Here is a 26,847-nt window from a genome sequence, read left to right as displayed (position 1 = left end):
GGAGTGGCAGGCGTGACGCCGCGCATCCGGTAGCATCCGCCCTTCTCCCCCTCTCCCGAAGGGATGGTGCCGATGCTCACCGGTCGCATGATGGACTTCCCGCTCACCCTGACGCACTTCCTGGAGCGGGCGCGCTCCTATTACGCCGCGCAGGAGATCGTCAGCCGCAAGCCGGACAAGTCCCTGCACCGCTACACGTACGCGGACTTCCACAAGCGTGTCTGCCAGTTGGCGAACGCGCTCACGCGGCTGGGGGTGAAGTCCGGGGACCGCGTGGCGTCGCTGAGCTGGAACCACCACCAGCACCTGGAGGTCTACTTCGGCGTGCCGGCGATGGGCGCGGTGATGCACACGCTCAACCTGCGGCTGCACCCCAACGACCTGGGCTACATCGCGCGCCACGCGGAGGACACGGTCATCGTGGTGGACCGCTCGCTGCTGCCGCTGGTGGAGAAGTTCGAGAAGGCCGCCGGCAGCCTCAAGCACGTCATCGTCATCCCGGACGACGGGCCGGTGCCGGAGGGGCGGCTGGACTACGAGAAGCTGCTCGCGGCGGAGCCGCCCACGTTCGAGTTCCCGCGCCTGGATGAGAACAGCGCGGCGATGCTCTGCTACACGTCCGGCACGACGGGCAATCCGAAGGGCGTGCTCTTCAGCCACCGCTCCATCGTGTTGCACACGCTGGTGTGCTGCATGCCGGAGGTGCTGGGGCTGAGGGAGTCCGACACGGTGCTGGCGGTGGTGCCCATGTTCCACGCGGCGGCGTGGGGCCTGCCCTTCGACGCGCTGCTCACGGGCGCGAAGCAGGTGCTGCCCGGGCCGCACCTGGATCCGCAGTCGCTCCTGGAGCTGATGCAGAACGAGAAGGTCACGGTGGCGGGCGGCGTGCCCACCATCTGGCTGGGCATCCTGGCGCAGCTGGACCGCGAGCCGGGCAAGTGGGACCTGGGCCGGATGCGGCACATGGTGATTGGTGGCTCGGCGGCGCCGCCGGCGCTGATTGACGGGTTCCGCAAGCGCCACGGGCAGAACGTGCTGCACGCGTGGGGCATGACGGAGATGAACCCGGTGGGCACGCTCGCGCGGCTCAAGGGCGACTTGCACACGGCGTCGCCGGAGACGCAGCTGGAGGCGTACGCCTCGCAGGGCTACTCCGTGCCGTTCGTGGAGACGCGCCACGTGAGCGACACCGGGGAGATTCTTCCCTGGGACGGCAAGGCCATGGGCGAATTGGAGGTGCGCGGGCCCATGGTGGCGGCGTCGTACTACGGCGACGAGGGCAAGGACCGGTTCACGAAGGACGGGTGGTTCAAGACGGGCGATGTGGTGACCATCGACCCGGCGGGCTACCTGCACATCACCGACCGCAGCAAGGACGTCATCAAGTCCGGCGGCGAGTGGATCAGCTCCGTGGCGCTGGAGAACGCGCTGATGGCGCACCCGTCCGTGCTGGAGGCGGCGGTGTTCGCGGGCCGGCACCCGAAGTGGGACGAGCGCCCGCTGGCGGCGGTGGTCTTCAAGCCGGGGCAGGAGGCGACGAAGGCGGAGCTGACAGCGCACCTGGAGAAGCAGTTCGCGAAGTGGTGGCTGCCGGATGACATCCTCTTCGTGACCCAGATTCCGCGCACGTCGACGGGGAAGTTCCTGAAGATGAAGTTGCGGGAGGATTACGGCGACCACCTGATGAAGGCGTCTGTCGCGTCCTGAAGTGGTTGGAAGGACCGACGGGCAGCTGACACTGGGAGTCCGTGGCTCGCGCACAGGCGGGGCTGGGGGTAACGTGAAGACGTGATGCCTTCCGTCCAACAGCTCCGCCCGTTCGCCTACGCGCCCGTCCAGGCGTTCCTGCAAGCCTCCGGACCGGTGGTGCTCATCCAACAGCCGCCGGAGCCGGTGTTCCAGCAGGTGGCGTTGCGGCTGGCGGAGGCGCGCACGGTGGGCATGGCGCACCGGTCCCGGCTGGTGGACCGGCTGCTGGTGATGCTCCAGGCGTTCGACTCACTGGAAGTCCACTTCCTGGGGCCGGAGCAGGACGGGCAGGAGCTGCGGGTGGGGCGGACGGATGGGTGCGCGTTGATGGTGCACGACCCGTCCGTGTCCAAGCAGCACGCGGTGCTGCGCTGGCATGCGGCGCAGGGCACGTGCTCGGTGCAGGACCTGAAGTCCATGAATGGCACCTGGCTGAACGCCGCGGAGCTGGGCGAAGGCGAGGAGCGGATGCTCGCGGACGGGGACGCGCTGGCCTTCGGGGATGCGCAGTTCCTGTACCTGCGAGCGGAGACGCTGCACTCGCACCTGCGGCTCGCGAGCCCGGGTGGAGGGATGTGATTACTCGGCGGGCAGTTCGCGGTAGTGCACGTCGCTGGGGCCCAGCCGCTGCACGGTTTCGACGAAGCGCTCGCTGACGACGCGCGGGCTGGCCCCTTGGATGCCGAAGACGTCGAGCCCTTCTGGGATGGAGGAGCGCAGCAACCAGCGTTTCGGCGGCAGGCGGAACGACTCGGGCCTGCCGCAGACGTCACATGCGGGCGTCTTGAATTCGCCGATGCAGTCGGGGTGCAGCTTCGCCAGGGGCCGCGCTTCCAGTTCGTAGAGCGCGGGCATGTTGCTCCGGCGGGACCGGAGTTCCATGCGGACCGCGATGATGCCCTGCAGCCCTTCGGCCTTGAGCAGTTCGACCGCGTCTTCACGGAGGACCAGTTCCCACGGTGGATAGCAAGTGACCGGGCCGAACCGGCCTTGAGCGGTTCCCACCATGGGCCCGAACGAAACACCTGCACGGACAGGGAGTTCAGGAGGAACGAAGGGACGCACCAGAGCAACCAGCCTGTTGTACTCCTCCAAGGATGTGGGGCCCTTGGGGTTGGCCAGGACCGGCTCATCCACTGCCGACAGGTCCACGGTCGGGAACGCACTCTTCCCTGACCAGACGCCTTCCCGAGGACAGTCGACCCCAGCCAGGCGCCACCGATGGCTCGCCCGGTACTGCCCGCTCCACTGTCCTGGCTCATCGAATTCAAAGCACTCCACCGTGAAGTAGCGCATGGCTCAGTCCTCGAAGGGCACGGGTGAGAGCTCTATCTGCTGCCAGTACGTCATGGGCAGACCGAAGAGCTCATACTTCTGGATCATCCAGGAGGCATGCTCAAAGTACGCGGAGACGGGAACATCCTCTTCGACCCGATTAATGAAGATGCGCCAGTCCCGATTCCATGGCCCGCCACGCTCGCCTCGATGGATGCGTGCGTGTACTTCCGCGTCGATCATCAACACGTACTTGTGAATCTCGATGCCCTTGATTTCGAATTCACCCTTGAACGCCTGAGGGAAGATGTGGTGCCGCTCCTTCGGCCGCTTCGCCCACTCTTGTTGCGACTTCTCGCGGCGAAGCTCGCTGGGCAGCTTCTCCCGCCGGTGCCAGCGGAAGACCATGACGGGCACCGCATCTCTCGGCAGCCCCTGCGCGCTTCCCCAGGTCCGCTGCGGCCCGCTGCCGGGCGCCACGAAGATGGGCGCCACCGGCATGGCCCCTCGTGTCCGCACGATGCGCTTCGGGGCCAGGTCCTCGCACCGGAACAGCGCGCAGACGTCGTCCTCGCAGACGTGCGTGAGGCACTGGTCCTCGTCGCGGGCCTCGCACTCCGTTCTCACGGGTGCGGAGGCACAGCCCAGCGACAACACCAGCCACAGGCACACGACGCGGAGACCGGCTCCTGAGTCTCGTCTCATTTTCCCGTTATTCCACGTTAAGTTCCGTGAAGCCCAGGAGGCGAGCAGCCCGGTCACGGGGCACAGCGCGCTGTCAGGGGAGCCGTTATCCTCGGGGCTCCTCACACCCGAGAGCGCGCACACCATGGGAAGGCTGTTGGTCCTGCTGTTCGTCTACCTGGGCGCGTACCTCGTGCTGCGCAGGCTGTTGCCCGCTGTCACCCGGGGCTGGCGCCATGGCGTGCTGGTGGGCCTGTCTGTCTTCGCGTTCGCGGCGTGGACCGTGCCCGCGGTCACCGGCTACGGCCTGCACCACACACCTCCGGCTCTCGTGCCGGTGAAGCTGTTCGCCGTGGTGTGGAGCATCGCCGCGCTGCTGGTGATGCTGATGGGACCGCCGTTCCTCCTCCTCAAGCTGCGCGCGGAACGGAAGCGGCAGGCCGCGCCTCCGGGCGTGGACCTGGGGCGCCGGGACCTCCTGGTGAAGGCCGGTCAGGCCATGCCCGTCCTCGCCATCAGCGCCAGTGGCGTGGGCGTCGTGGGCGGCAGCCTGGGCTTCAGCGTTCGCGAGGTGGAGGTGAAGCTGCGCGGCCTCCCCGCCGCTCTCGATGGCTTCCGCATCGGGCAGATCACCGACGTGCACGTGGGCCCCTTCATCTCCCCCGAGTACCTGCGCGGCGCCGTGGAGGTGATGAACAAAGCGGGCGTGGACCTCCAGGTGATGACCGGTGACCTCATCGACGACGTGAATCAAATCGACGAGACGATGGCCGCCCTCGCCTCCACGACGGCCCGCCACGGCATGCTCGCGGTGCTCGGCAACCATGAGCACTGGCGCGGGCTCGAGGAAGTCCTGGGCGGCTATGAGCAACTGTCGCGGCAGGGCGCGCCGGTCCGGCTGCTCGTGGATGAGGCCCATGTGCTGGAGCACGGCGGTCAGCGCGTGCGCGTGGTGGGCGTGGACTTCCCCATGTCCGGCGCCAGCCGCACCGGACGCGACCGCCGCTGGCAGCGCTCCGCGGAGACGGCCTTCAAGGACGGGAGCCCGGACAACGTGGTGCTCTGCCTCTCCCACCACCCGGACTTCTTCCCCTACGCCGCCGAGCGCGGCGCACGCCTCACGCTCGCGGGCCACACGCACGGCGGTCAGGTGGCCTTCCTGGGAGTGCCGCTGTTCGGCTTCGCCTTCAAGCACATGCTGGGCCGCTACCGCTTCAAGGACCACCACCTCTACGTCTCCGGCGGCACGGGGCACTGGCTCCCCTTCCGCATCGGCGTCCCTCCCGAGGTCACGCTGCTCACGCTGCGCAGCGCCTGAAGCGCGGGTTACCGCCGCGCGTCCGCGTCAATCCATCGCAGCGGCGTGTCCCGTCCCATGGCGATGAACGGAGCCCAGTAGTGCGGATGGGGCTGCGCGACTCGCAGCTCCCGCATCGCCTCACGCAGCGCCGTGGCCAGGCCCTCGCCGCCGAGCAGGTGGCGATAGTAGGTCTCCATCAACGTGCGCGTCGTCGCGTCGTCCACCTTCCAGAGGCTCATCACCACCGTCTCCGCGCCCGCCACCAGGAAGGCCCGGCGCAGGCCGTAGACGCCCTGGCCCCGGCGGACCGCGCCCCGGCCCGTGTCGCACGCGGACAGGACCACCAGCTGCGTGCCCCACAGGTCCAGCCCCGCCAGCTCCAGCGCCGTCACCAGCGCGCTGTCGGAGGCGCTCGTCTTCTCCGTCTCCCCCGCGAGCAGCAGGCCGGAGCGCAGCAGCGGATCCGGCGGGCGCGCGGCCTGCGGGTCCTCGCCCAGCGCTCCGAAGGTGGCGACGGCTCGCGTGTTCTCCGGCGCGGCGGCGTCCTCCAGGAAGAAGCCGTGGGTCGCCAGGTGCAGGATGCCCGGCGTGCGCAGGTGCAGCAGCCGCTCCTTCGTCGCCTTCGGTCCCAGGAACAGCTGCGCCTGCGGGAACAGGCGCTGGATGGCCTCCGCCTCCTCGCGCGAGCCCGGCAACGGCACCGGCGCCCAGTCGCGCGCCACCAGGTCCTCGCGCCGCAGGGAAGGCGAGCGCTCCGCCACCACGGGCGCGCTTCCAGCGGAGGCTTGCGGCCCCGTGTTGAAGGCCGGATCCGCCAGCACCACCACCGAGGACGCCGGCCGCGGCTGCCGCGGCCGGGGCAGCAGGTCCTTGCCGGACGTCACGTAGGTGAAGTCGTAGCTGTCCACCAGGTACTGCCGCCCATCGTGCAGCGCCGCGAAGGGCACCAGCGCCAGTTGGCCATCCGGTGAGAGGAAGAGGCGGCGGGCCTTCCCCAACAACGGGAGCAGCGGCTGGAACGCGAGCCGGTAGAGCGCGTGGGCGGAGTCCTCGAAGGCCGCGTCCCGGCGGGCCAGCGCGTCGCGCAGGCTGGAGGCCGCGGCTTCGATGGGCGCCGCGGGCCCCAGGTCCAACGCGCGGATGTTCCCATCGGGCAGCAGCACCAATGCCAGACAGCGGAGGTGGGCCGTGCCCGTCCCCAGCACGAGGGGGCGGTCCTCGTAGGTGATGAACTCCACGAGGGCGCCATCGTCCGGCAGGGCCCCAGCGACACGGTCGACGATGTCCCCCGGCGAGGGCAGCGCGGCCAACGCGCGCAGCGGTGCGGAACGGCTGGCGAGCGTCGACTCCAACGCATCGCCCTGCTCGGTCAGCGCCGTGAGCTGCCGTTGATACGCGGACGGCGTGAGCGCGCCGGGCCCGTGCAGCGAGAGGCTGGCCAGCTGGGTGCGCAGCTTGCGCAGCCGCTCGAAGGTGCCGCGCTCCTCCGCGCCCAGGCTCCGGTAGACCGCGCGGGAGATGTCCGCCGTCTCCTCGACGGAGCGGCCCTTGAGCAGCAGCGCGGCGCTCAATGCCAGACGCCGGACGGCCGCGGAGTCCGGGTGCGTACGCACGAGCGCGTAGAGCTGCTCCTCGTCCGCGCGCAGGTGCTGGAGGAAGCTGGCCAGCCGCGCCTCGGAGAACTCGAGCGCCTCGCGGCGCAGGCGCTGTTCGGAGACCCCGAAGGCGCGCGTGAACAGGGGCACCGCGTCGTCCAGGCGGTGCTGCGCCAGACGCAGGAGCGCCAGGTTGTTGAGCGACGCCGCGAGGTCCGGATGGTTCCGGCCCAGCACCGCTTCACGGATGGCCAGCGCGCGCTCGTAGAGCGGCTCCGCCTGGCGGTACTTCCCCTGGTCCCGGTAGAGCGTGGCCAGGTTGTTGAGCGAGCCCGCGACGTCCGGATGGTTCCGGCCGAGCACCTGCTCCCAGATGGCCAGCGCGCGCTCGTAGAGCGGCTCCGCCCGGTCGTACTTCCCCTGCTTCCGGTAGAGCGTCGCCAGGTTGTTGAGCGAAGCCGCCACGTGCGGATGGTTCCGGCCGAACGCCTTCTCCCAGATGCGGAACGCCCGCGCGTAGAGCGGCTCCGCCCGGTCGTACCTCCCCTGCGCCTGGTAGAGCGTCGCCAGGTTGTTGAGCGCGGCGGCCAGGTCGGACGGGCTGCCGTCCGTCGCCGCCTCCCGGATGGCCAGCGCCCGCGCGTAGAGCGGCTCCGCGCGCTCGTACAGCCCCTGGTCCTGATAGAGATTGGCCAGGTTGTTGAGTGAGTCCGCGACCAGCGGGTGCTTCCTGCCCAGCGCCTCCTCGCGGATGGAGAGCGCGCGCAGGCCCAGCGGCTCCGCCCGGCCGTACTGGCCCTGGTCCTGGTAGAGCGTGGCCAGCGTGTCGAGCGAGTCCGCGACCAGCGGATCCTCCTTGCCCAGCGCCGACTCGCGCAGCGCGAGCGCCCGCACGTAGAGCGGCTCCGCCCGGCCATACAGCCCCTGCTCCCGGTAGAGCAGCGCCAGGTTGTTGAGCGAGTCCGCGACGGTGAGGTGGTGCTTGCCGAGCACCGTCTCCCGCAAATCCAACGCGCGCGAGTAGAGCGGCTCCGCCCGGCTGTAGAGCCCCTGCTGCTGATGGAGGTTGGCCAGGTTGTTGAGGGACTCGGCGTAGGCGGACTGGTTCTCGCTGAGCGTCACCTCCTGGCTGGCGAACGCGCCCATGCGGCGGCGCTTGTCCATGCTGAACAGGTTGTTCGTCCGCCGGGACATGGCGTGCCCGTGGCCGTAGAAGCCCCCGGCCTGACGGTCCGTCTCCATGTCGGGGGAGGCCGCGAAGCTCAGCAGCGAAGCCACCGTGACGGCCTTCGCCGCGTCGTCGTTCACCACCGCTTCGCGGATGACCAGCGCGCGCTCGTGGGCGACGCCCGCCCGGACGAAGTCGCCCTGGAGGCGGTACACCTCTCCCAGCAGGTTCAGGCAGTAGGCGACGTCCGGATGCGAGCCCCCGAGCACGGCCTCCCGCAGCGCCAGGGCCTGCTCACCGGGCGCCACGGCCTCCGCGTACCGGCCCTCCTCATAGAGCGTCGCGGACCGGTCATAGGCCTCGCTCGCCTCCGTCAGCCGGGGGTCCGAGGGCTCACGCCCCACCGGCATGAGCGAGGCACACCCCAGTGCCATCATCACCATGCACCCGAGAACCCACCGCATTCCGACTCCTCCTGGAGACCGGGATGACCCATCCGGGTCCCCCTTCCCGACTTAGAGGCAGGGACCCCAGGAATCATGCAGGAACGTGTGCGCGGAGCACTTCCTACTGGCCATACCCCCGGAATTGCTGGAACACGCGCTCCATTTCGGCGTCGTCCAGCACCACGGGCTCACCCACCTGGAGCGCGCGCCAGTACATGGCCGCCAGCGTCTCCACCTCCACCGCCAGCTTCCAGGCCGCGGCCAGGTCCACGCCCAGGGCGACCATGCCGTGGTTGGCCAGGAGACACGCCTTGCGGCCCTCCAGGGCCACCATCATGTGCCGCGCCAATTCCGGCGTGCCGAAGGTGGCGTACTCGGCGCACCGGATGTCCGTGCCGCCCGCGGCGGACACCATGTAGTGGAAGGCGGGGATGCCCCGGCGCAGGCAGGCCAGCGTGGTGCTGAACATGCTGTGCGCGTGCAGCACCGCGCCCACCTCCGGCCGCGCCTGGAGGATGTCCCGGTGCAGCTGCCACTCGGTGGACGGCTTGCGGTGGCCCTCGTGCGAGCCGTCGAAGCGCATGAGGACCAGGTCCTCCGGCGTCATCGTCTCGTAGTTCATCCCGGACGGCGTGAGGAGGAAGCCGCCCTCCACCCGCTGGCTCAGGTTGCCGGACGTGCCCTGGTTCAGCCCGGACGTGTTCATCCGCCGCGAGGTGGCCACCATCGCCTCGCGCAAGTCCTGGTGGCCCCCCGCCCCGCTCACTTCGCCGCGCTCCGCTGGGCGCGCCGCTCCGGGAAGAGGGACAGCATCCCTTCCTCTGTCGCCGGACACACGCCGCGCTCCGTGACGAGCGCTGTCACCAGCCGCGCGGGCGTCACGTCGAACGCGTAGTTCGCGGCGGGGCTCCCCGGCGGAGTAATCCGCACCGTGGCGATGTCCCCCGAAGGCAGCCGGCCCGTCACGTCGCTGAGCTCCGCGCCGTCGCGCTGCTCGATGGGGATCTCCTTCACGCCGTCCTGGATGGTCCAGTCGATGGTGGGCGAAGGCAGCGCCACGTAGAACGGCACGCCGTTGTCCTTCGCGGCCAGCGCCTTCAGGTACGTGCCGATCTTGTTCGCCACGTCCCCGCGCGCCGTCGTGCGGTCCGTGCCGACGATGCACAGGTCCACCTCCCCGTGCTGCATCAGGTGGCCGCCGACGTTGTCCGCGATGACGGTGTGCGGGACGCCGTGCTGTCCCAGCTCCCACGCCGTCAGCACCGCGCCCTGGTTGCGAGGACGCGTCTCATCCACCCAGACGTGCAGGGGCAGGCCCGCGTCGTGCGCCAGGTACATGGGCGCCAGCGCCGTGCCCCAGTCCACCGTGGCCAGCCAGCCGGCGTTGCAGTGCGTGAGCACGTTGAGCCGCCCCTTGCGGCCCTTCTTGTCCCACGCCTCCTGGAACAGCTTCAGCGCGTGCTCGCCGATGGCGCGGTTGATGGCCACGTCCTCGTCGCACAGCGCCGCCGCCTGCCGGTACGCCGCCGCCACGCGCTCGGACGGCTTCAGCGGCGCGAGCACCTGGCGCATCCCATCCAGCGCCCAGTGCAGGTTCACCGCCGTGGGCCGCGTGGCCCGGAGCAGGGTCAGCGCCTGCTCCAGCGCGCCGTCGGACGCGTCCTGCCGCATGGCCAGACACACGCCGTACGCCGCCGTGGCGCCGATGAGCGGCGCGCCGCGCACCAGCATGCTGCGGATGGCGTGGCCCGCCTCGTCCGCCGTGGACAGCTTCACCTTCACGAACGCGTGCGGCAGGCGCGTCTGGTCGATGACGCCGACGCTCCAGCCGTCGGACTCGACCCAGATGGAGCGCATCGGAACGCCTTGGACTTTCATCGCCGTGTCTTCCTTGTTCCGTGCGTTCAGCGCTTGAGGACTCGGCCCGCCACCGCGGAGAGCTTCTCCACCATGGCCGGGTCGCGCGCGTCGGGCGACGTCATGATGGCGTGCTCCAGCGCCGTCTGGCAGCCGGCCTTGCACAGCGACGTGTGCTGACTCACGAGCGGCGCGATGTTCTTCACCAGCCCGCGCGCCTTGCCCGCGTTGCCCAGGAGGACCGCGACCACCTGGTCCACCGTCACCGCGTCGTGGTCCGGATGCCAGCAGTCGTAATCCGTGACCATCGACACGCTCGCGTAGCAGATCTCCGCTTCACGGGCGAGCTTGGCCTCCGGCATGTTGGTCATGCCAATCACGTCGCAGCCCCACTGCCGGTACAGCTTGCTCTCCGCCAGCGTGGAGAACTGCGGGCCCTCCATCACCAGGTACGTGCCGCCGCGCACGACCTGGATGTCCAGGCCCTCGCACGCGGACATCACCGCGTCACCCAGGCGCGAGCACGTGGGCTTCGCCATGGACACGTGCGCCACCAGCCCCTGCGAGAAGAAGCTCTTCGTGCGCGCGAAGGTGCGGTCCACGAACTGATCCACCACCACGAAGGTGCCCGGCGGCAGGTCCTCCCGCAGGCTGCCCACCGCGGAGACGGAGAGGATGTCCGTCACGCCGCTGCGCTTGAGCGCGTCGATGTTCGCGCGGAAGTTCAGCTCCGACGGCGGAATCTTGTGCCCGCGACCGTGGCGCGGCAGGAACACCACCGGCTGGTCGCCGATGCGCCCGAAGCAGAACTCGTCCGACGTCTCACCGAACGGCGACGACACCCGGCGCCACGAGACATCCGTCAGGCCATCAATCTGATACAGGCCGCTGCCGCCGATGATGCCCAGCACGGGCTTGTTGGAACTCGACATGGGGAAACTCCGCTAGGGATTCAGGACACGTGCGCGAACGGGTCGAGCGACGTGAAGTCGTGGAACACCGGGTGCCCGTGGCCCGGCGGCAGGGCCACCTCGCCCCGGTCCAGGGCCGCGGTGCGCAGGCCCGCCTGCTTCGCCGCGTCCAGCTCCGCCGTGTTGTCGGAGAGGAACAGGATGTCGCCGGGGGGCAGCTCCAGCGCCTGGGCGATCTTCGTGTACGACGCTGCCTCCACCTTGGGCCCGGTGGTGGTGTCGAAGTAGCCGGAGAACACCGGCGTCAGGTCCCCCTCCACGCTGTAGCCGAAGATGAGCTTCTGCGCGGCGATGCTGCCGGAGGAATAGACATACAGGAGCATCCCCTTCGCGTGCCATTCGCGCAGGGCCCGGGCCGCGTCCGCGTGGACGTGGCCCTTGATTTCACCGCGCGCGTAGCCCTCCTCCCAGATGAGCCCCTGGAGCGTCTTGAGCGGCGTGGCCTTGCGGTCCACGTTGGCCCAGCGCTGGAGCAGCGCGACGGTGCCCACCTCGTCCAGGCCGGGCTCGCCCGCGAGCGTGCGGGCGTCGGACAGGCACTGGCGCACGGTGGGCGACTGCCCGTGCGTGGCGACGTACTCCGCCAGGTGCTTCCGGGCGAAGGGGAAGAGCACATCCTTCACGAAGGCGATGGAGCTGGTGGTGCCTTCGATGTCCGTGACGACCGCCTTGGGAGCACTCACGGAGCGTACTTCGGGAAGCGCTCGGCGATGGTCTCGCCGGTGAAGTGGCCCACCCAGCCGTCCGGGCGGATGAAGAAGCGGATGGCGGCGAAGCGGGGCTTCTCGCCCATGTCGAACCAGTGCTTCATGCCTTCCGGCACGCTGATGAGGTCACCGCGCGTGCACTCCACCTGGAAGACCTTGTCGCCCGCGTGCAGGTAGAAGCAGCCGCTGCCCTCCACCATGATGCGCGACTCGTCCTCCGTGTGGGCGTGCTCGGAGAGGAACTTCGCGCGCGCGGCCTCCACGTTGGGGGCGTCCGGCTTGATGCGCGCCACGTCCACGGTGTTGTAGCCGTGGGCCTTCATCTCCGCGTCCACGATGTGCTTGTAGGCCGCGAGGACCTCTTCCTGGCCCGCGCCGTCCGGCAGGTCCACGGAGGCGTTCACGCGCTCGAAGCGCACGCCCGCGGGCTTGAGCTCGCGGCGGATGTCCTCGGCTTCGGTGAAGACGCCCAGCGGCGTCTCCGGCTGGTGGTCGTTGTAGACAATCAGCTTGCTCATCGCCGCACCTTCATCTTCTCGAGTTCGTACGTCAGCAGGTGTTCCAGCGCCACCACGTGGCGGCGGGCCTCGGCCATGCTCCGGCCCCAGGTGTAGAGCCCATGTCCGGCAATGAGATACGCGACCAACTCCGTGCGCTTCGTGAGCATCGCGGTCACCTTGTCCGCGAGCCGGGGGATGTCCTGGTCGTTGGGGAAGATGGGGATGGACACCGCCGTCTCGTGCGTGCGCGTGTCGCCCAGGGCCTTGAGCAATTCGAAGTCCTGGAGCACCAGCTCGCCTTCCGCGAGCCGCAGGTTCGATAGGAGCGCGGCCACCACGGAGTGCGTGTGCAGCACGGCCTGAGCCTCCGGCCGGTCACGGTACAACTGGAGGTGCAGGGGCGTCTCCGCGGACGACCCTTTGGGCGGCGGCGCGTGGATGTCCGCGACCAGGATGTCCGCCTCCACCAGTTCGCCCTTGTCCACGCCGGAGCGGGTGACGGCGCAGGTGCGGGCATCCAGCCTGCGGGAGAAGTTGCCGCTGGTGGCGGGCACGAAGTTGCGCACGCTCAAGAAGCGGCCCACCTCGACGATTTCACGGGCCGCTTCGGACAGGGGCGCGGCGGGGGCCGGTTCGATGCTCATCCATCCCTCGGGGGAGCTTGAGGACGCGATGAAACATCGCGTTGATGACACGGAGCATAGTCCGCCGGTCGCCGGTAGGCGCAAGGGAACGCGACGCAGGACGTCATGCCGGGCCGCTCAGGTCCCGTCGAGCGCGAACGTGGCCAGCCGCGCGAACTCCTGCTGTCCGTCCCGCTCCAGCACGTCGTTATGGCCCGCGCCCGGCACGGTCACCACGCGGGCCTTCGGGAAGCGCTGGCCCAGCGTGCGGCCCATGTCCACGGGGACCACTTCGTCCTCTTCGCCGTGGATGATGAGGACGGGGATGGGGATGTCCTTCGCCTTGTCGAGCGACTGGAAGCGATCGCGCATCAGCAGCGCCGCGGGCAGGAAGGGCACGGTGCGCTGGCCCATGGCGACCATGGACGTGTACGGCGACACCAGCACCATGCGTGCGCCATATCCGCGCCGCGCCATCTCCACCGCGACGCCGGTGCCCAGGCTGCGCCCGCTGAGCACGATGTCCTCCGGCTTCACGCCCTGGTCGCGCAAGAACTGGAGCGCGGCCTCCGCGGACGCATACAGGCCCGCCTCGGTTGGGCTGCCCGGCGACGCGCCGTAGCCCGGGTACTCCACCGCGAGGAAGCCCAGCCCCGCGTCCCCGAGCGCCTGCCCCAATCCCTGCTGCCACAGGAGCTGCTCGCCGTTGCCGTGGAAGTGCACCACGGTGGGGGCTCCCGGAGGCGCGGGCAGATAGAAGCGGTCCACGTTGAGACCGGTGGCCAGCGGCACCACGCCGAAGCCCGGCTGGTCACGCAGCTTCGAGGGCTCCGAGCGGGGCGCGGGGTAGATGAGGGAGCGCTGCGCGGCGAAGAGGACCGCGCACAGCGCGAGGTACAGCATGCCGGTGATGAGGACGAAGGCCATGAGGAGGCGGCGGAGGCGTTGCACGCCGGCACTCCATCACACCGCGCGCATTCGGGGCGACAGAAGGCTCAGTGCAGCATCGCGCCAAAGAGCGACAGGCCCAGGTTCACCGCCGACGCGATGACCAGGCCCGCGCCCACCACGCCCGCCGCCGTGAGGGCCATGGGGTTGCGGTCCGCGATGCGCAGGCCCTTGTGCAGGGTCTTCTTCAGCATCGTGCGCTGGCAATGCACGTGGATGCGGCCCTCCAGCGCGGCCTGCAGCTGCGCCACCATGTCGTCCACGGAATTGAAGCGGTCCTTGGGGTCCTTGCTCATCCCCTTCTTCACGAACCACATCAGCTCCGCGGGCACCGGGCCCTGCGCGGTGTTCTTGTGCATGGCCCCCATGCTCAGCTCGCGCGTCTGCACCGCCGTCATGATGTCCGGCACCGACTGGAGGCCCTCCAGGTAGTGCCCCAGCGACAGGAGCTCGTGGAAGAGGACGGACAGGCTGTAGACGTCGCTGCGCGCGTCCATCGTCTCGTGCTCGCCGCGCGCCTGCTCCGGGGACATGTAGAGCGGCGTGCCCACCACGGAGCCCAGCTCCGTGTGCAGCGGCCGGGCCGAGTGCAGGTCCGTCGGCTCGCCGGCCGGGAGCGCCCGGGCCGCGGAAGCACCCACGCGGCGCGCGAGGCCCCAGTCCAGCACCGTCACCTCGCCGAAGGGGCCCACCATGATGTTCGCGGGCTTCAGGTCGCGGTGGATGAAGCCCTTGCCGTGCGCGTACGACACCGCGTGCAGCACGCCCAGGAAGATCTGCACCCGCACCTGGAACGGATAGCGCACCAGCGCGTCCAGCTCCGAGCTGCGCAGCCGGGCGATGATGGACTCCAGCGTCTCGCCCTTCAGGTGCTTCATCAGGAAGTAGTACCGGCCCTGCTCATCCACGCCCACGTCGTGCACGGGCGCGATGTTCGGGTGGTCCAGCATGCCCACCGTGCGGATCTCCTCCACGAAGCGCAGCACGCGGTCCAGGTCCGCGCCCGGGGGCAGCCGCTTGAGCGCGACCTCCCGCTCGATGTCGTGGTCGCGGATGAGCACCACCTCGCCCATGCCGCCCTGCCCCAGCGGGCGCACTTCTTCAAAGCGCTCGCGCTGGAGCGGAATCACGCTGGGCTGCTGGCCCTTCCATTCCACGCGCGGCAGCACGGTGTTTCGCCGCTGGGTCGTGGATCCCCCCGGCGCCAGCGTGGGCGCCAGCGAGGCGGCTCCCGAGTTCGGAGAAATGAGCGTGTTTTCCAGGCCGGCCGCGAGCGATTGACTCATGGGACGCCAGGAATAGCAGGCACTCCCCGCGCGCGCCCACTTACGCGCAGTCCGTGACGCAACCGCCCGAAACCACTGGGCCGGCAGGCAGCCAGGCGTCACCCGGCGGGGGTGAAGGGCACGTCCAGCACCGGCAATTTCGTAGCGCCGGGCAGGTCGTAATGCCACCACTCCATCCGGTTGCGCTTGAAGCCGGCGCCCTCCATGGCCTTGCGCAGCACCTCCCGGTGCTCGCGCGAGGCGGGGGTGCCGCCGGTGTAGCCGTGGTGCGCCGCGGGGGTGAAGTCGTCGAAGGGGGTGGGCATCTCCACCTCCGCCCCGTCCTTCGTCACCAGGGTCAGGTCCACCGCCCCGCCCCTGTTGTGGTTGGAGCCCTTGCGCGGGTCCGCCACGTAGCCGGGCTTCGGGAGGATCTTCCACATCTCGTACTGCACCGCGCGCGGCCGGTAGCAGTCGTAGACCTTCAGCCGGTAGCCCTGGGCCCGCAGCACCTCCGCGGCCTTCGACAGGCGCTTCACGGAGTCCGGCAACAACAGACACCGCGCGCCGTCCGGGTACACCTGCCGCTTGAGGAAGTTGTCCTTCGTCGCGTAGCGCAGGTCCAGCACCAGGTCCGGGATGACGGTGGTTGCGTCCACCAGCTCGGTCTTCGGTGCGCCTCCGAGCAGCGCCAGGGTCAGCGTGAGGCCTGCCGCCGGGAGCATCAGCGCACCCCGTCCGTGTACACGGTGGGGTCCGGCACGCCCGCCTCCTGGAAGCCCTTCGCGCGCAACAGGCAGCTGTCGCAGCGGCCACACGCGCGGCCCTGGGCGTCCGGGTCGTAGCAGGAGTGCGTCATCCCGTAGTCCACGCCCAGCTTCACGCCGGCCCGGATGATTTCCGCCTTGGTGAGGCCGGACAGCGGCGCGTGGACCTTGAAGGTCGCGCCCTCCACGCCCGCCTTGGTGGCCAGTTGGGCCATGGCTTCGAAGGAGCGGATGAACTCCGGGCGGCAGTCCGGATAGCCGCTGTAGTCCACCGCGTTGACGCCGATGTAGAGGTCCGTGGCGCCCACCACCTCCGCCAGGCCCAGCGCCATGGAGAGGAACAGCGCGTTGCGCGCGGGCACGTAGGTGACGGGGACGTCGTGGGACATGGCGTCCTCCGTGCGGTCCTTGGGCACGGGGATGTCGTCCGTGAGGGCGGAGCCGCCCACCTGCCGCAGGTCCACCGTCACCACGCGCACGTCGCGCACGCCCATGGTGGCCGCGACCTTCCTGGCCCGCTCCAGCTCCACCGAGTGGCGCTGTCCGTAGGCGATGGACAGGCACACCGGCTCGAAGCCGTCCGCCTTCGCCATCGCCAGGCACGTCGTTGAGTCCAGGCCTCCGGACAGGAGCACCACCGCACGCTTCGCCATTCCATCCTCCACTTCGGGGCGGCGCACGTTACACGACGGGGACGGGCCCCGGGTGTTTCAGTCGATGCGGTCGCCGCTCACCGTGTACACGGTGGTGCAGGTGACCGGGTTGCATTTGCAGCTCGCCCCTTTGCCCGGCAGGAAGATGTCCGTGAGCGTGCCGCACGCGAGCGACACGTCGTAGCCGTTCTCCGTGGGCGCGGGGATGTCCCCCTCCGGCACGCCGCCGTCCAGGCGCTTGCAGTCGCGGGCCACGTTGCGCGCCTGGCTGTCGCTCAGGAGCATGACGTTCATGGCCTCCTCGATTTCGGAGTCCTCGCAGCCGGTGCCGCACGAGTCGCGGCGCGCGGTGGCGCGGTGGGTGGAGGACACGCTCTGGCCGGTGTAGCCCGCGTCGCGTGAGAAGCCCTGCACGGTGAAGAAGCCCGTGCCCGCGTCGGTGTCGCGGGAGAAGGTGCCCTCGAAGAAGAAGCTGCCCGCGTCGTCCAGTTGCGCGAAGTCGCGCGAGCCCGCGTCACACGTGGTGCGCGCGGCGTCCAGCTTCGCCTGGAAGCGGAACGTGCCCATCACCTGGTTGCCCGGGTAGACGGGGTCGGAGAAACAGCCCACCGCCACGGCCAGGGCCGCCGCGGGGAAGAGCGCCACTGCCAGTCGCTTCAGGTGCATGACGCCCTCCAGGTTAGGCGTCCAGCGACGCCAGGGCCAATTGCCGGAAGGCCTCGCTGCGGGACAGCACCGCACCCACATCCACGCCGGTCGGGTCACCGCCGCGCACGTCCGAGTCCAACCGCGCCAGCACGCGCCCCGCCGCCAGCGACGCGGGCATCGCGCGCCAGGCCGCCACCGCCGCGTCCTCCCACGCCAGCACCGCGCCGGGGCGGGTGAGCTCCACGCCCTCCGAGCCCAGCGCCAGCGCCAGCGCGCACAGCCAGCCCAGCTCCACCGCGCCGAAGCAGCCGAGCGCGCCCGCGCCCACCACCAGCGCGTCCGGCGACGTGAGGTACGCCTCCACGCCGCCGCGCGGATCCACGGACACGCGCACGCCTTCGGCGCCCAGCGACTCGAGCACCGGGCCCAGCGCGACGTGCAGCCGCGCGAGGCTCTGTTCCGTCACCGGCACCAGGCCCTCCGGCTCCGGGTGCTGGAAGTCCTGCGCGGGGCGCTCCAGGCGGGACACGGGCGCGCGCGGCGCGGGGGCGTCGCTGGCCACGAGCGCGGCGCCGATGCCGTCCGTGCGCTCCGCCTCCGGACGGCCCAGGGCGCGCAGCGCCTCCGCGTACAGCGTCCAGCCGTCCACGTCCGGCCACTTCTCACGCAGGAGCGCGGGCCAGAAGCGCACCGCGAGCACCGCGCCGTCGGGGACGGGAGAGAAGCGCTCGGTCACCCACCGCGTCAGCGCGGGCGTGAGCTGCTTCGCGTCCGCGAGCCGCTCCGCTAGACGCACCGCCGGGCCCACGAGCTGCGCGTCCAGGTAGCCGCGGAGGATGACCTCCAGCTCCGCCGGGTCCTGGGTGAGGCGCTCGCGCAGCCGCAGCGCTTCGCCCACCAGGCCGCGCGCGTCCGCGAACTTCACGCGGCGGGCCAGCCGCTCGTCCGTGTCCGGGAGCTGCTCCAGCTGCGTGGCCGCTTCGGCCCAGCGCTGCTGCGCTTCGTAGGCGTCCGCCAGACGCTCGCGGTACGGCGCCCACGCGTCGGCGCCCGCGAGCTTCGCGAGGGCGTCCGCCAGCGTGAGGAACACGGTGGACTCGCGCGCCTCGTCCACCAGCCCGAGCAGCGCCTGCACGGCGGCGAGGCTGTCCGCGTCGTCGGTGAGGGCGGCCTCGAAGGCCTCGCGCGCCTCGGCGGGCTGGGCCAGGGGGCCTTGCAGCAGCTCACCGCGCTCCAGGTGCAGCAGCGCGCGCGCCTTCGCGTCGTTCGTGTCCTGGGCGATGAGCGCCAGCGTGCGCTCCGCGGACTCCAGGCGGCCCAGCTCGCGCTCCAGGGCGTAGCGCTCGCGCAGCAGCTCCTCGCGGCGCGCGGGCCAGCCGTCCGCGGCGAAGGCCAGGGACTCCAGCCGCGCGGGCTCCGGCAGCGCGCGCACGCGGGCGAGCACCGCTTCGGCCAGGGCTTCCGGCTCCAGGCCCAGCTCCGGCAGCAGGAGCATCAGGCGCGCGCCGAGGCCGGGCTCTCCGCCCAGCTCCTCCAGGGCGCGCAGGCGCGCGAGCACCGGGGCCGGACGGGCGCGCAGGACCTCGTCGCGCAGCGCCACGGCGAAGGCGGCGTCACGGTCGTAGGACAGGGCCGCCAGCTCCAGCAGGCCCTCCCACTCCGCGTCCTCGCGCAGACCGTCCGCGAGCGCGGTGGCGTGGGCGGGGTCCGCGTCCGGCGTCGCGACCAGGGCCCAGAGGGCCACGCGCGTGCGGGCCACGTCGCCCGCCTGCGCGGCCATGGCCAGCGCGTCGGTGTACTCGCCCGCGGCCATGGCGGGCGTGAAGCCCACGTCCAGGGCGCGCGCGAAGGCGCCCAGGCGGGCGAAGCGCTCGGCCAGCTCCGACGCGGACAGCATGTCCGGCGCGTCGGTGGCGATGCGCTCGACGACCTCCAGCGCCTCGCCCATCTCGCCCGCCTTCTCCCAGAGGCCGGCGGCCTCCAGCAGCAGCGGGGGACGCTCCTCCGGCGCGGCGAGCCGGGCCGCCTGCAACAGCGCGCGGGCCGCGCGGGGCGCGTCTCCGGAGGCGCGGTGCAGGTGCGCGACGAGCAGCGCGGCCCGCAGGTCCGGCTCCGTGGCGACGGCGGCCTTCGCGGCCTTCAGCGCGTCTTCCAGCAGGCCCGCCTTCTCGAAGGCGCGCGCGGCGGCCACCAGCAGCGACACGCGCTGTTCGCCCGACGCGAGCTCCGCGCGGGCCACGCGGACTTCAGCGCGGCGCGCGTGCGCATCACCGAGCAGCGGCTCCAGGGCCTCCAGCGCGTCGGCGTAGCCGGCACCCGAAGCGCCCCGGGCCACCACGGCCTCCAGCGCGTCGCGGGCGGCTTCCTCGCGGCCCGCGTCCTTCGCCAGCCCCGCGAGCTCCAGCCGGAGCACCGCGGACTCGTCCGCGTCGTCCGTGAGCGGAATCAGCCGCTCCAGCGCGGCGAGCAGCTCCGTGGACTCCTTGCGCGCACGCAGGCCGTCCACCAGCGCGCGCAGGGCGGCCGGGTTCTCCGGATCCGCCTCCGCCGCGCGGCGCGTGAGGGCCCACGCCGTGTCCGCGTCCGACAGCGACTCGTTCGCCACGGACGCGGCGGCGAGCAGCAGCTCCGCGGCGCGCGAACCTCCCGCGGCCTCCGCGCCCGCTTCGTAGATGCCCAGCAGGTCGCCATGGCGGCCCAGGGCGCGCAGGCCCTCCACCGCGCGGTCGATGACGCCCGCGTCCGCGGGGCGCAGCCGGGCCAGGGGCACCAGCGCGTCGATGGCCTCGCGCGGGTCGTCGAAGAGGTCGGCCGCGCGGCGCAGCAGCACCTCCTCCGTCGCCGCGTCCTGGGCCCTGCGCGCCAGCTGCAACGACGCCCGGTACAGGCCGGGGCCGTTGCCCGTGCGCGAGTGCACCTCCGCGAGCAGCGACAGCGCCTCACCGCCGCGCGCGCCCTCCGGCTCCAGCGACACCACCGCTTCGAAGGCGTCCGCCGCGTCGTGGAACGCGCCCGACGCGAGCGACGCATGGCCCAGGCGCAGCCACGTGCGCACGCGCACCGGCACCGGCAGCGAGTCCCCGCCCAGCGCCAGCACCCGGCGGTCATACGGCTGCGCGGCGGCGGGGCCTCCGCCCTGGGCGGCCAGCTCGGCGCGAGCGCAGAGGGCGTCCACGTCACCGTTCGCGCGGCCCAGGTAGTCGTCGAAGGCCTCCGCGGCCTTGAGCGCTTCGCCCGCGTCCAGCAGGCGCTGGGCCCGCTCACGCAACAGGGGCAGCGCTTCCGTGGGGGCCACGGCCTCCGCGCGCTGGCCCAGCAGGTCCGCCAGCCGGCGCACGTCACCGGCGGCGCGCTCGCGCACGTGCTGGAAGGCCTCCGCGTTGGCGGGGTCCAGCTCGAAGGCGCGGTCCTCGCAGAGGATGGCGCGCTCGCGGGCCCCCTCTTCGCGGAAGGCGCTCGCGGCGGCGAGGTAGCTCTGGGCGGCCTCGGCGGGCGTCTGGCGCTCGGCGCGGCGGAGCATCAGCTCGGCCAGGGCCTGGCGCTCGCCGCTCTCTTCCAGATAAGCGCGGTGGCGCGTGAAGACGGGCTCCCGGAACGGATCCGCCTCCAACAGGATGGCGTCGAACTCGGCGGCGTCCGCGGGGCGGCGCACCTGGTGCAGCAGCTCCGCGGCCTGCGCGGTCAGGTTCAGGTCGTCCGGCTTCGCGGCGCGCGCGGCGATGAGCGCGGCGGCGGCGGCCTCTGGCTTGTTCGCGCGGTCGCGGTAGAGGACCGCGGCCTGGAGGAGCAGCGCCGCGTGACGGTCGGCGTCGAGCTCCGACTCCGCGCACTCCTCGTACCAGGCGGCCAGCTCCGCGAGCCGGCCGTCGCGCTCCAACAGCTCCGCGAGCAGGTTCTCGGCTTCCGTGAGCCACCGGTCCTGGCGCAAGGCCTGGCGCAGGAAGCCCTCCGCCTTCGCCGTGTCCGCGAGCTCGCCCAGGTTCAGGCGGGCCAGGCGCAGCAGCACCGCCGCGCCCTCGCGCGTGCCCGTCATCCGGGGCAGCCCGCGCTCCCACCAGCGCGCTTCGGCGGCAGCGTCGTCGCGGCGCTCGGCCAGGGCCGCGCCCATGCGCGCGGTGTCCAGCTCCGCGGCCAGGCCGAAGGCAAGCTCCAGCGAGGCCTCCGCCGCGTTCAGGTCCAGCTTCACGTCGCGCAGCAGCTCCGCGCGGCGGCGTTCACACGCGGCGGCCTCCGCGTTGCGTTCACCGGCGGCGAGCAGGTCACGGGCGTTGGCGAGCGAGCGCAGCGCCTCGTCCGTGCGGCCCATCGACTCCGCGAGCCGGGCCTCCTCATCGTAGGCCGCGAGCGCGGCGTCCACGTCCCCGGCCTGGAGGCTGAGCGCGGCCACCGGCTGGAGCTCCGCCAGCAGCTCCGACGTGCGGCCCGTCTCACGGTAGAGGGCGACGAGCCGGCGGCGCAGCGGCAGGGGCTCCTTCGCCATCTTCGCCGCGTGGGACAGCAGCGACGCGGCGATGGCCGCGTCCGCCAGCGCCTCGCGCGCCCGCTCCGCCAGCGACACCAGCCGCGAGACGGTGTCCTCGGACGGCGCCAGGACGCGCGCGTGGGCGACGCGCACCTCGAAGGCACCGCGCGGGTCGTCGCGCTCCAGCAGCGCGGAGAGACGCTCCACGGCGCGCTCGCACAGCGGACGCTGCGTGAGCAGGTACCGGTACGCGGCCACCGCGCGCTTCACATCGCCGGCCTGTTCGGCCAGGTCGCCCAGGCGCAGGCTCGTGGCCTCCGCCGCCTCCGGGGCCGCGCGGAAGTCCGCGGCCTGCACCAGGGCCTCCTGCAACGGCAGGGCTTCGCGCACCACGCCGCGCAGGTAGAGCAGGTCCGCCAGCGTGGCCAGGTCCTCGCCCTTCGCGGGCACCCGCTCATGCGCGCGACGCGCCAGGGCCAGCGCCCGGTCCAGCTCCTGGGCCTGCCGCGCGTAGGTGACGCCCTCGCGCAGCAGCGCCGCGGCCTCGGCGGCGTCGGCGTCCTCCGCCGCGGCCTCCAGCAGGCCCGCGGCCTCCAGCAACTCTCCACGGCCAGCCACCAGCGACACCAGCCGGCGGCGCACCGCCGCGTCCGCCGGGGCCAGCCGCAGCGCCTGGCGCAGCGCGGCCTCCGCGGGCGCGCCCTGCCCCAACCGGTCGAGGTAGAGGCTCGCGAGCTCCGAGTACAGCGACGCGGCGGCGGCGGGCGACGCGTGGGGCGCCTCGGCGGCGAGCAGCTCCGCGAGCCGGGCCCAATCCTCCAGGTCGCGCAGCACGCGCTGCAACGCGAGCGTCGCTTCTTCGTGGCGCGGCGCCAGACCGAGCGCGGCCTCCAGGTCGCGCGCGGAGGCCTCGCGGTCCCCCTGCCCTTCGAGCAGCGCGGCGCGCAGTAGGAGCGCTTCCACGCGGCGGGCGGTGGGCCCCTGGCGCGCGGCCTCGGCCAGCGCGGCGGCTTCGTCCGCGGGCTTGCCTTCGCGGCGGGCCAGCTCGGCCAACTGGAAGAAGGCATCGCACCGCGCGTCGGCGGGCGGCTCCAGCGCGATGGCGGCGCGCAGCGCGTCTCCGGCGGAGGCGCGCTCGTCCTTCTCCAGCAGCACGGTGGCCAGGGCCAGCAGCCGCTCCCGGGCGCGCGTGCCCAGGGTCGCGTCGGCGGCCACGGCGCGGCGCCATGCATCCAGCTCCGCGGGCGCGTCCGACGCCTCACGCGCCAGCTCCGCCAGCATCAGCAGCAGCGGCGCGGGACGGCGCGACAGCTTCGCGGCCTGGGCGCAGTCGTCGCGCGCGGGCCCCGTGCGGCCGGCGCTCCGGTGCAGCATGGCCCGGCGCGCGAGCAGCTCGGCGCGGGCTTCACCCGACGCGGCGGACACCAGCGTGCCCAGCAGCTCCAGCCGCTCGGACTCTTCTTCCGGCGTGCCCGTACCGGGCGGAGGCAGCAGCTCCAGCAGCGCCTGCGCCGCCCACGCGTCCTGCGGCTCCTCCGCCAGCAGGCTGCGCAGCGAATCCATCGCGGCGCTCGCGCGGCCCAGGGAGAGGCACAGCTCGGCCAGCTCGCGGCGGGCCTGACGGCGGGCATCTCCGGACAGGCGCGGCCACAGCTCCACCAGCAGGTCCGCCAGGGCCTCGCGGGCACCGGCCTTGCGGTGCAGCGCGGCCAGCTCCAGCCGCGCGTCCAGGTCCTCCGGCGTGCGCGCGCAGAACTCCGCGAGCAGGCGCCGCGCCGCGTCCGTGCGGTTCGCGCGCACGGCGGCGGTGGCGGCCTTGCGCGTGAGGGCCACGCGCTCCGCCTCGCGCGGGGCATCCACGTCCGCGGGCGGCAGCGCCAGCACCGCCTCGAAGTCCTCCAGCGCGGCGCGGGCATCCGTGGCCAGCCGCAGCTCGCCCCGGCGGATGCGCGCGGGCGCGAACGTCGCGTCGCGCTCCAACGCCTCGGCGAGGAAGGCCTCTTCGCGGCTCGTGCCCGCGGCCAGCAGCGACGCGCGGAAGAGCAGCTTCGCGCCCGCCCGGGCATCCGGCACCAGCGTGGCCCGCCGCGCGTACAGCCGCGCCGCCTCCAGCTTCTCGCCGCGCTCCAGTTCCAGCTCGGCCAGGGCCTCCAGCACCTCCGCCGCGAGCGGGCCCTCGGGGCTCGCCTCCAGCGCGGAGGACAGGCGCATCAGCGCGGCGGCCTTCTCTCCACGCTCCAGCAGGGCGCGCGCGCTCTGGAGGAACAGCGGCGCCGCCTCCTCCGAACGGTCCGCGCCCGCCAGCGCCTGCGCGCGCGTGGCCCACAGCTCCGCCAGCGCCTGCGTCTCGCCGGCCTCCGTGTAGAGGGCCTCCAGCCGCGTGGCGAGCACGTCATCCAGCCGCCGCAGCGGGAACGCCTGCGCGTACGCGGCGATGGCGCCCTCGCGGTCACCCAGGAGCTCGCACGCGCGGCCCAGCCGGGCGCGCACGTCCGCCAGCTTCTCCGGCGCCGCGGTGCGCGGCAGCGTGGCCAGCAGCGACTCCAGCGCGCGCCGGGCGTGCTCGGGCCGCTCGCAGCGCAGGCTCAGGTCCGCCAGGTCCAGCAGCACCGCCGCGTCCGGAGCGAGCCGCGCGGCCTTCTCCAGCGCCACCAGCGCGTCGCCCACGCGGCCCAACCGCGCCTCCAGCACGCCCGCCAGTTCGCGCAGCGCCGCCGCCGCCAGCCGCTTGTCGCCCTGCGCTTCCGCGACGCGCGCGCGGTCCTCCAGCGCGGTGGCGAGCCCCGCCAGGTCGGAGCGCTTGCGCTGCAACGCGCACAGCTCGCCCAGCGCCGGCAGGTCGTCCGGCTCCGCGCGCAGCACCTCCTGCAACGCGTGCACGGCCAGGTCCAAATCAAAGGCCAGGTCGCGCGCGGCCACCGCGAGGCGGCGGTACTTCTGCGCCCGCTCCTTCGGCTCCGTCGTCAGCCGCGCCAGCGCCGCGAGGCACCGCGTGAGCTGCGCCCCATCACGGCGGGCCTCGGCCAGCGCCAGCAGCGACTCCAGCGCGGGCCGGTGGTCTCCGTCCGCCTCCAGCGCGAGCGTGAGCAGCTTGTCGGCCTTGTCCGCCTGCTGGAGCTTGCCCCGGTACAGCTCGCCCGCCTCGGCCCACAGCGCGGCGCGGGCCTTCGGCTCCTCCTTGAGGGCGGCGGCCTTCTCCAGCGCCTCGGCCAGCTCCTGCGAGCGGCCGGTGACGCGGAAGTACGGGATCAGCTCCTCCAGCGCGACGGCGTCGCGCGGATCCAACGCGAGCGCCGCTTCCAGGTGCTCGCGCGCCCGCGCCGGGTCGCCCAGCTTCGTGCGCGACAGCCGCGCCAGCGCGTGGTGGCTCTCGTGCGCGGCGTGACGGACGCTCTCCGAACGCGGCGCCGGCCCCGCCAGCTCCAGCGCCTGCTGGTAGCCGCTCAAGGCCTCCTGCAACCGGCCCAGGCCCTCGGCCACGCGCGCGGAGGCGAACAGCGGCTCCGGCTCACCGGGCAGCAGCGACACCGCCTCGCGGTAGCGCAGGAGCGCGTTCTCCGGCTGCTTCAGGCCGTCTTCCCACACCCGGCCCGCGAGCAGGTCCGCCTGTCCCACGCGGTCCAGCTCATGGCGCGCCATGGACACTTCACGCAGCCGGTCCAGCGCCTTCAGCGCGCGCAGGTGCTCACCGCCGCGGTGGCACAGCTCGCCCAACAGCAAGAGCGCGTCCGGCTGATCCGGAGACAGGCGCAGCGCGGCCTCGCAGTGCAGCCGGGCCCCCGCGATGTCGTCCTCCGTCTGCGCGCACAGCCGCGCCAGATGCACGTGCGCGTCCGCGGCCTCCAACGGGTCGCGAGCCAGGGCCGCGAGCCGCCGGTACGCCCGCACCGCGCCCGCCCGGTCGCGCGCCTGATCCGACGCGCGCGCCAGCGCCTTCAACGACGGCAGGTGGTCCGGCTTGAGGCCCAGCAGCTCATGCAGCGCCTTCACCGCCACCTGGGGCGCGGTGTCTCGCGAGGAGCGCGCGGCGGCCTCGGCGGCGAAGAACGCGGCGGCCTCTTCCGACGTGCGGCGGGCCAGCGCGCACAGCGCCAGGTAGCGCTCCGCCGCGCGGGCACCCTCGCCCCGGCGCTCGCGCACCACGGCCTCGCCCCACAGCGCCGCGGGGCTGCGGTCACGCCGGCGAGACAGCGTGGCCGCCACATCCAGGGCCAGGTCGTGCGCCTGCGGATCCGCGACGAGCAGCGCCAGGAGCCGCTCCGCCGCGAACGGGTGCGCGTCCTGCGCGTCACCGGCCTGGAGGTACGCCTGCCGCGCCTCCGCGAGCCGTCCCTGCGCGACCAGCCCTTCCGCGTCCGCGAACGCCCGGGCGCCCTCCAGCGCCAGCATCAGCTCCTCGTCCGGCGCGGCGGGCGGCGGCAGCCCTCCGGCGGCGAAGCGCAGACGCAGGCCGGTGCTGGAGACCTCCGCCGCGGACAGGCGCGCGGTGTCCAGCGTGGGCACCTTGTAGCCCCGGCTCAGCGCGGCCCGCTCGCACAGCGCGGGCAGCACGCGGGTGGAGAAGCCGGTGGCGCCGCGCACCTCCACGTCCGGCAACAGGCCCAGCGCGCCCACGGCCTCGGACAACAGGCCCGGCAGCTGCACGGACGGCGTGGCGGAGAAGCCATACAGCCGCACGTCGTAGACGTAGACGGCCAGCCGGTCCCCGTCCGCGTCGAAGGCGATCTTGAACGTGAACGGCGTGCGCTCCGGCGCCGGCAGCCGGCCCTGGCCTTCCAGGTAGCCGGGGCGGAAGTGCAGCCGCAGCTCCTCCACGCCCGCGAGCCGCCCGGCCAGCTCCGCCACCTTGCGCGTGACGAGGTCCGCGTCGACCGTCAGCTCCAGGAAGCCGAAGAGCAGCTTCTTGCGCTGGTAGCGCGTGGCGCCCGCGCTGACGTTGAACGGGAAGCTGACGTCCGGAATCTGGAGCGCGAAGTCGGCGATGCGCAGCCCGGGCTGAACCTCCAATGCCGGAAAGCCCACGAACGCACGCCGATCCAACAGGCGAAGCTCGGGGGCGGCGCCGGAAGCGGGCGCGACGGGCTTGGGGGACTCGCTATCGGTGGCCATCGGAGGAGGCTGGGGAGGCTACCATGACCCCTAAGCCCTGGAATTTTTAGGCAAACCCTTGGCTGGAAGGCAGGCGGCGGGGCACGGCGTACCCAGGCGTTTCCCAGGTGATTCCGTCCA

18 protein-coding genes are annotated in these 26,847 nt (G+C 72.4%); 3 read left to right on the top strand and 15 right to left on the bottom strand.

The features are described from left to right. Positions 1–72 precede the first annotated feature (72 nt). Together JYJ93_RS08590 and JYJ93_RS08585 are read left to right on the top strand one after the other, a co-directional pair. A complete protein-coding gene (locus JYJ93_RS08590; RefSeq protein ID WP_206787832.1) occupies positions 73–1,707 on the top strand; it encodes a long-chain fatty acid--CoA ligase in 1,635 nt (544 codons plus the stop codon). 84 nt (positions 1,708–1,791) lie between these two features. Then, positions 1,792–2,328: an FHA domain-containing protein gene (locus JYJ93_RS08585; RefSeq protein WP_206787830.1), complete on the top strand. Its 537-nt coding sequence runs from the start codon at positions 1,792–1,794 to the stop codon at positions 2,326–2,328. On the opposite strand, the gene JYJ93_RS08580 is transcribed toward JYJ93_RS08585, so the two are convergent. After that, a complete protein-coding gene (locus tag JYJ93_RS08580) occupies positions 2,329–3,045 on the bottom strand; it encodes a double-CXXCG motif protein (RefSeq protein ID WP_206787828.1) in 717 nt (238 codons plus the stop codon). Positions 3,046–3,048: 3 nt separating this feature from the next. Continuing rightward, positions 3,049–3,729 carry a TIGR02269 family lipoprotein gene (locus JYJ93_RS08575; RefSeq protein WP_206787826.1) on the bottom strand — a complete coding sequence of 227 codons (681 nt, stop codon included), beginning with the start codon at positions 3,727–3,729 and terminating at the stop codon, positions 3,049–3,051. 124 nt (positions 3,730–3,853) lie between these two features. Here JYJ93_RS08575 and JYJ93_RS08570 point away from each other — a divergent pair, with 124 nt between their 5' ends. Then, positions 3,854–5,026 (top strand): metallophosphoesterase, encoded by a 1,173-nt coding sequence (locus JYJ93_RS08570; RefSeq protein WP_206787824.1) that lies wholly within the window; start codon positions 3,854–3,856, stop codon positions 5,024–5,026. An 8-nt stretch (positions 5,027–5,034) separates the two neighbouring features. Here JYJ93_RS08570 and JYJ93_RS08565 read toward each other — a convergent pair whose 3' ends face one another. From JYJ93_RS08565 to JYJ93_RS08505, 13 genes are all read right to left on the bottom strand, one after another. Further along, entirely contained in the window at positions 5,035–8,235 is a 3,201-nt protein-coding gene (locus tag JYJ93_RS08565; protein ID WP_206787822.1) for a tetratricopeptide repeat protein, read from the bottom strand. Between the two features lie 103 nt (positions 8,236–8,338). Then, entirely contained in the window at positions 8,339–8,983 is a 645-nt protein-coding gene (locus JYJ93_RS08560) for a class II aldolase/adducin family protein (protein WP_206787820.1), read from the bottom strand. Continuing rightward, on the bottom strand, positions 8,980–10,095 hold the full coding sequence (gene mtnA, locus JYJ93_RS08555; protein ID WP_206787818.1) for an S-methyl-5-thioribose-1-phosphate isomerase: 1,116 nt from the start codon (positions 10,093–10,095) through the stop codon (positions 8,980–8,982). Before mtnA ends, JYJ93_RS08560 begins: the two co-directional genes overlap by 4 nt. A 26-nt stretch (positions 10,096–10,121) precedes the next feature. Further along, a complete protein-coding gene (locus JYJ93_RS08550; RefSeq protein WP_206787816.1) occupies positions 10,122–11,006 on the bottom strand; it encodes an S-methyl-5'-thioadenosine phosphorylase in 885 nt (294 codons plus the stop codon). Positions 11,007–11,026: 20 nt separating this feature from the next. Further along, entirely contained in the window at positions 11,027–11,728 is a 702-nt protein-coding gene (gene mtnC / locus JYJ93_RS08545) for an acireductone synthase (RefSeq protein WP_206787815.1), read from the bottom strand. Continuing rightward, on the bottom strand, positions 11,725–12,270 hold the full coding sequence (locus tag JYJ93_RS08540) for an acireductone dioxygenase (protein ID WP_206787813.1): 546 nt from the start codon (positions 12,268–12,270) through the stop codon (positions 11,725–11,727). Before JYJ93_RS08540 ends, mtnC begins: the two co-directional genes overlap by 4 nt. Continuing rightward, complete coding sequence (locus tag JYJ93_RS08535; protein WP_206787811.1) at positions 12,267–12,896, bottom strand: methylthioribulose 1-phosphate dehydratase; 630 nt, start codon at positions 12,894–12,896, stop codon at positions 12,267–12,269. The genes JYJ93_RS08540 and JYJ93_RS08535 overlap by 4 nt, the downstream gene beginning before the upstream one ends. A 117-nt stretch (positions 12,897–13,013) precedes the next feature. After that, positions 13,014–13,826 (bottom strand): alpha/beta hydrolase, encoded by an 813-nt coding sequence (locus JYJ93_RS08530; protein WP_269012814.1) that lies wholly within the window; start codon positions 13,824–13,826, stop codon positions 13,014–13,016. Positions 13,827–13,870: 44 nt separating this feature from the next. Then, positions 13,871–15,109, bottom strand: coding sequence for a serine/threonine-protein kinase (locus JYJ93_RS08525; protein ID WP_206787809.1), 1,239 nt, complete (start codon positions 15,107–15,109; stop codon positions 13,871–13,873). A 98-nt stretch (positions 15,110–15,207) separates the two neighbouring features. Further along, entirely contained in the window at positions 15,208–15,813 is a 606-nt protein-coding gene (gene ddpX, locus JYJ93_RS08520) for a D-alanyl-D-alanine dipeptidase (protein ID WP_206787807.1), read from the bottom strand. Continuing rightward, a complete protein-coding gene (gene queC, locus JYJ93_RS08515) occupies positions 15,813–16,508 on the bottom strand; it encodes a 7-cyano-7-deazaguanine synthase QueC (protein ID WP_206787805.1) in 696 nt (231 codons plus the stop codon). Before queC ends, ddpX begins: the two co-directional genes overlap by 1 nt. 57 nt (positions 16,509–16,565) lie before the next feature. Beyond that, positions 16,566–17,174, bottom strand: coding sequence for a hypothetical protein (locus tag JYJ93_RS08510; RefSeq protein WP_206787803.1), 609 nt, complete (start codon positions 17,172–17,174; stop codon positions 16,566–16,568). Positions 17,175–17,187: 13 nt separating this feature from the next. Further along, complete coding sequence (locus JYJ93_RS08505) at positions 17,188–26,727, bottom strand: flagellar hook-length control protein FliK (protein WP_206787801.1); 9,540 nt, start codon at positions 26,725–26,727, stop codon at positions 17,188–17,190. Positions 26,728–26,847: the final 120 nt, after the last annotated feature.

The sequence above is a fragment of the Corallococcus sp. NCSPR001 genome, assembly GCF_017309135.1.
In the GTDB taxonomy this organism is placed as follows: Bacteria; Myxococcota; Myxococcia; order Myxococcales; family Myxococcaceae; genus Corallococcus.
The sequence above is the reverse complement of the archived record's forward strand: the minus strand, read 5'-3'. Positions and strand labels throughout refer to the sequence as shown.

What these genes read in the sequence shown, in the direction of transcription:
- JYJ93_RS08590 (WP_206787832.1), top strand. Translation starts at nt 73, where the DNA reads ATGCTCACCGGTCGCATGATGGACTTCCCGCTCACCCTGACGCACTTC.
- JYJ93_RS08585 (WP_206787830.1), top strand. Translation starts at nt 1,792, where the DNA reads ATGCCTTCCGTCCAACAGCTCCGCCCGTTCGCCTACGCGCCCGTCCAG.
- JYJ93_RS08580 (WP_206787828.1), bottom strand. Translation starts at nt 3,045, where the DNA reads ATGCGCTACTTCACGGTGGAGTGCTTTGAATTCGATGAGCCAGGACAG.
- JYJ93_RS08575 (WP_206787826.1), bottom strand. Translation starts at nt 3,729, where the DNA reads ATGAGACGAGACTCAGGAGCCGGTCTCCGCGTCGTGTGCCTGTGGCTG.
- JYJ93_RS08570 (WP_206787824.1), top strand. Translation starts at nt 3,854, where the DNA reads ATGGGAAGGCTGTTGGTCCTGCTGTTCGTCTACCTGGGCGCGTACCTC.
- JYJ93_RS08565 (WP_206787822.1), bottom strand. Translation starts at nt 8,235, where the DNA reads ATGCGGTGGGTTCTCGGGTGCATGGTGATGATGGCACTGGGGTGTGCC.
- mtnA (WP_206787818.1), bottom strand. Translation starts at nt 10,095, where the DNA reads ATGAAAGTCCAAGGCGTTCCGATGCGCTCCATCTGGGTCGAGTCCGAC.
- JYJ93_RS08550 (WP_206787816.1), bottom strand. Translation starts at nt 11,006, where the DNA reads ATGTCGAGTTCCAACAAGCCCGTGCTGGGCATCATCGGCGGCAGCGGC.
- JYJ93_RS08540 (WP_206787813.1), bottom strand. Translation starts at nt 12,270, where the DNA reads ATGAGCAAGCTGATTGTCTACAACGACCACCAGCCGGAGACGCCGCTG.
- JYJ93_RS08535 (WP_206787811.1), bottom strand. Translation starts at nt 12,896, where the DNA reads ATGAGCATCGAACCGGCCCCCGCCGCGCCCCTGTCCGAAGCGGCCCGT.
- JYJ93_RS08525 (WP_206787809.1), bottom strand. Translation starts at nt 15,109, where the DNA reads ATGAGTCAATCGCTCGCGGCCGGCCTGGAAAACACGCTCATTTCTCCG.
- ddpX (WP_206787807.1), bottom strand. Translation starts at nt 15,813, where the DNA reads ATGCTCCCGGCGGCAGGCCTCACGCTGACCCTGGCGCTGCTCGGAGGC.
- queC (WP_206787805.1), bottom strand. Translation starts at nt 16,508, where the DNA reads ATGGCGAAGCGTGCGGTGGTGCTCCTGTCCGGAGGCCTGGACTCAACG.
- JYJ93_RS08510 (WP_206787803.1), bottom strand. Translation starts at nt 17,174, where the DNA reads ATGCACCTGAAGCGACTGGCAGTGGCGCTCTTCCCCGCGGCGGCCCTG.
- JYJ93_RS08505 (WP_206787801.1), bottom strand. Translation starts at nt 26,727, where the DNA reads ATGGCCACCGATAGCGAGTCCCCCAAGCCCGTCGCGCCCGCTTCCGGC.